General features: G+C 37.2%; 2 protein-coding genes, 2 tRNA genes and 1 pseudogene. 3 read left to right on the plus strand and 2 right to left on the minus strand.

The window, feature by feature from the left end; all coding sequences use genetic code 11:
• The 3 genes and pseudogenes from Q0620_RS07105 to Q0620_RS07115 all read left to right on the plus strand — a co-directional run.
• Positions 1-258 (plus strand): annotated as a pseudogene (locus tag Q0620_RS07105) (hypothetical protein); the annotation flags it as partial.
• Between the two features lie 138 nt (positions 259-396).
• Positions 397-1,749, plus strand: a complete 1,353-nt coding sequence (locus Q0620_RS07110; RefSeq protein ID WP_298784074.1) for a hypothetical protein — start codon at positions 397-399, stop codon at positions 1,747-1,749.
• Between the two features lie 11 nt (positions 1,750-1,760).
• A complete protein-coding gene (locus Q0620_RS07115) occupies positions 1,761-2,636 on the plus strand; it encodes a tyrosine-type recombinase/integrase (RefSeq protein WP_298784076.1) in 876 nt (291 codons plus the stop codon).
• 42 nt (positions 2,637-2,678) lie between these two features.
• Here Q0620_RS07115 and Q0620_RS07120 read toward each other — a convergent pair.
• Positions 2,679-2,753, minus strand: a tRNA-Met gene (locus Q0620_RS07120).
• A 41-nt stretch (positions 2,754-2,794) separates the two neighbouring features.
• Positions 2,795-2,869, minus strand: a tRNA-Gln gene (locus Q0620_RS07125).
• Between the last annotated feature and the right edge of the window lie 123 nt (positions 2,870-2,992).

Genomic DNA, 2,992 nt, shown 5'->3' on the forward strand with positions numbered 1-2,992 from the left:
TCGTTGAGGCGGCTCGTAAAGCGATTTACTCACCACTTCTTGAAACAACCATTGATGGAGCTGAAGATGTCATTGTCAAACTATAGCCTGAAGCGGGGCGAGCTTTTGGTTCTAAGCGGTATAAACAAAGATGTAGCTTATTCAAAGCGCAACGGCGTGCCGCTACTCAAAGACATACCTATTTTAAAGTATCTTTTCTCTATCGAGCAGAATTATAAAAGTACTAGCATTACTACCCTTACGATCGAGGTAAATTAAGATGAGCATGAGAACATACGGCTTATTATTCGGACGACGGCCGCAGAGAAAAGCAAGCGACGAGGCACGAGGAGCGCGCTTTTCTCTGCTCCCTTGTCAATTTAATAAAAATCTGTTACATTTAAACAAAGCTTAAAGATGTTTGGACTAAATGAAACAGATTTAAAGCTTACGAAGCTCAAAATTGACAGACAACGAAAATTTTTGCAGGATTATAAATTTGTAAATTCTTTCGGCGAAGAAAAAAGCCTGCTTTCGGTCTCAAAGTCTGCAAATTTTTCAAGCACCTATTACGCCGAGGTAGCCAATAGGACAAATACTATACATATGCTTTCTGTAAAGCACGAGCTGGTGCCCGTGTTTCTAACCATTACCTTAAACGGCTGCTTTCGTAAGGCGCTAGTAGGAAATTTTGCTACTTTTACTACCAAGGACATTAGATCGCTTCCGATCGAGCAGAAGCAAAAGCTTAATGAGGGCGCTCCCTTTAATATAAGGGATTTAGCCAGCATTTTAAATTATAATTTTCATAAATTTACTATGCGGTTTAGGCGTATTTACAAAGGCGAGGTATTTCAGTATATCCGCACCTTTGAGCCGCATAAGAAGGATGGCGTGCCGCATATTCATGCTTTGATATATGCTCCAAGGCATACTATTCCCTATCTATTGAAAATTTACAAAGACGTATTTTATGCCCCGCAAAATCTAAGAAATGAGCGTTTAACTGCGGCTCAAATAGCAAATGGCGAGATTAACGGCTTTCAAACCTCTATAAACAACGCCACGGGCTATGTAATGAAATATATCACTAAGACTTTTATAAATTTCAACGAAACGGATGATATTAATGAAGTTCAAGCGTGGTTTATTAAGCATAAAATTCGCAGGTTCTTATCCTCGCAAAACCCAATTCCGCTTTGGGTATATCGCAAGATAAATTTCATTAAAAGCCTGCGTGATCTAGGTAACCTCAATATTCTAAAAGACTTCGATAATACGCTTATAGAGTGGGATTATAAGAGCCAAAGCATATTTATGTCTATTCCATATACTTCAGAGGAGCTTATATACGAGGACGGACACCTGCTTTATTATGTCCGCGGTAGGCTCATGCACGAATATGTTAAAAATATCAATCCAGTTCAAAGCATCGGTAAAATCCAGTCTCACGAGTTTAAATCTATTAGGGAGGCTTACAATAGCGGTGTCGAGCCCGTAATTTATAAGCCAAGCAAGATATTCCGCACCGCTTGGAAAGATATGAGCAATGAAAGGCTTAAACTCTACTGGCGCGATAATTGCAAAGAAATGACCGATGACATTTTAAGTGTTCAAGATTATGCTATGCTTGAGAATGAGATGATTGAGCGTGGATTTCTACAACGCTATAAAAATCATATCAGATATTTTACAGAACACGCTTTAGAGGATATCAGGGAGCTGGAATTTAAGTATTCCAATAACGGCGTTATGCCGTATCCGTTTTAAAAGGCTTTACGATGTTGCTTAATGAGCTTTTTAATGACTATATAGAATTTTACGAGCTGATACTCCGTAAGCATACTTTAGAAAGCGATATATCGACTTATAAGAAGCATATAGCTTCAAGCTTAGGCGAAAAAGACGTAAGCGATATAAGCTTTTTAGATATTCAAAGGCTCTGTAATAACTTAATCAAAGCTGATTATAAAATCAAGACCGTTAAGAATATCCTTGCGAAGCTTCACGTAATCTTTAAATTCGCTCAAAAGCTTGAGCTTATAGCTAAAAATCCTTGTGATTTTGTCGAGTTGCCTAAATTTGACAATAAACGATACTTTGATTATCCGCTATCCGTCCAAAGGCAATTTATAAAAGCTATATGCGAAAATGAAGCTCATGGTGCCGATATATTCTTTTTTCTACTTCATGGCAGGCGTAAAAATGAAGTCTTAAGCTTGCGTTGGAGCGATGTAAATTTAAAGACTAAAACCTACGTTATACCTTTTCAAATCAATAAAGCCAAGCGCGACATGGTCTATTCTATGAGTGACGAGCTTTATAAAAGGTTATTGAAACGCTATATATCCGCAAAACAGAATAATCAACTAAATAGCTACGTCTTTATCAATCCTGCTACTAAAACAAAATTTGTCGATCTGCGCAGAAGTTGGAATTCTTTGCTTAAGCGAAACAATCTACCTAAAATAAGGCTTCACGATATAAGGCATCTTATCGGTACTTACTGCATAAATTATCTTAAGCTTCCGATCGAGCAGGTGAGTTTTACTTTGGGTAATACAAATATTATTACTACACAAAAATATATTACGGCAAATATAAAACAATCGAAAAATACTATCGAAAATTTGATGGTTTCTGTTTTAGAAAAATAAGAATATTTTAAGATTTTATCAAATGCCCTTATAATGGGTGTTTGGTTGCAGAGGGTGGATTTGAACCACCGACCTTCGGGTTATGAGCCCGACGAGCTACCACTGCTCTACTCTGCGATACAAAAAGCGCGAATAAATTTTAAAATAGCATTCGCGATTGGATGGGGTAGGAGGATTCGAACCTCCGAATGATTGGACCAAAACCAATTGCCTTGCCGCTTGGCTATACCCCATCAAAAAAGGACTTTAATTATACAAAAACTTTAACCAAAAGTCAAGATTAGTCTTAAGCTCTATTAGCGGATTAATGAAAATCAGCAAGACTCAACGAATAAATTATATTTATATAAACAAAA

The organism is uncultured Campylobacter sp. (assembly GCF_938017615.1).
Taxonomy (GTDB): domain Bacteria; phylum Campylobacterota; class Campylobacteria; order Campylobacterales; family Campylobacteraceae; genus Campylobacter_B.

Excerpts from the sequence above, each read along its gene's own strand:
- Q0620_RS07110 (WP_298784074.1), top strand. The coding sequence starts at position 397 with ATGTTTGGACTAAATGAAACAGATTTAAAGCTTACGAAGCTCAAAATT.
- Q0620_RS07115 (WP_298784076.1), top strand. The coding sequence starts at position 1,761 with ATGTTGCTTAATGAGCTTTTTAATGACTATATAGAATTTTACGAGCTG.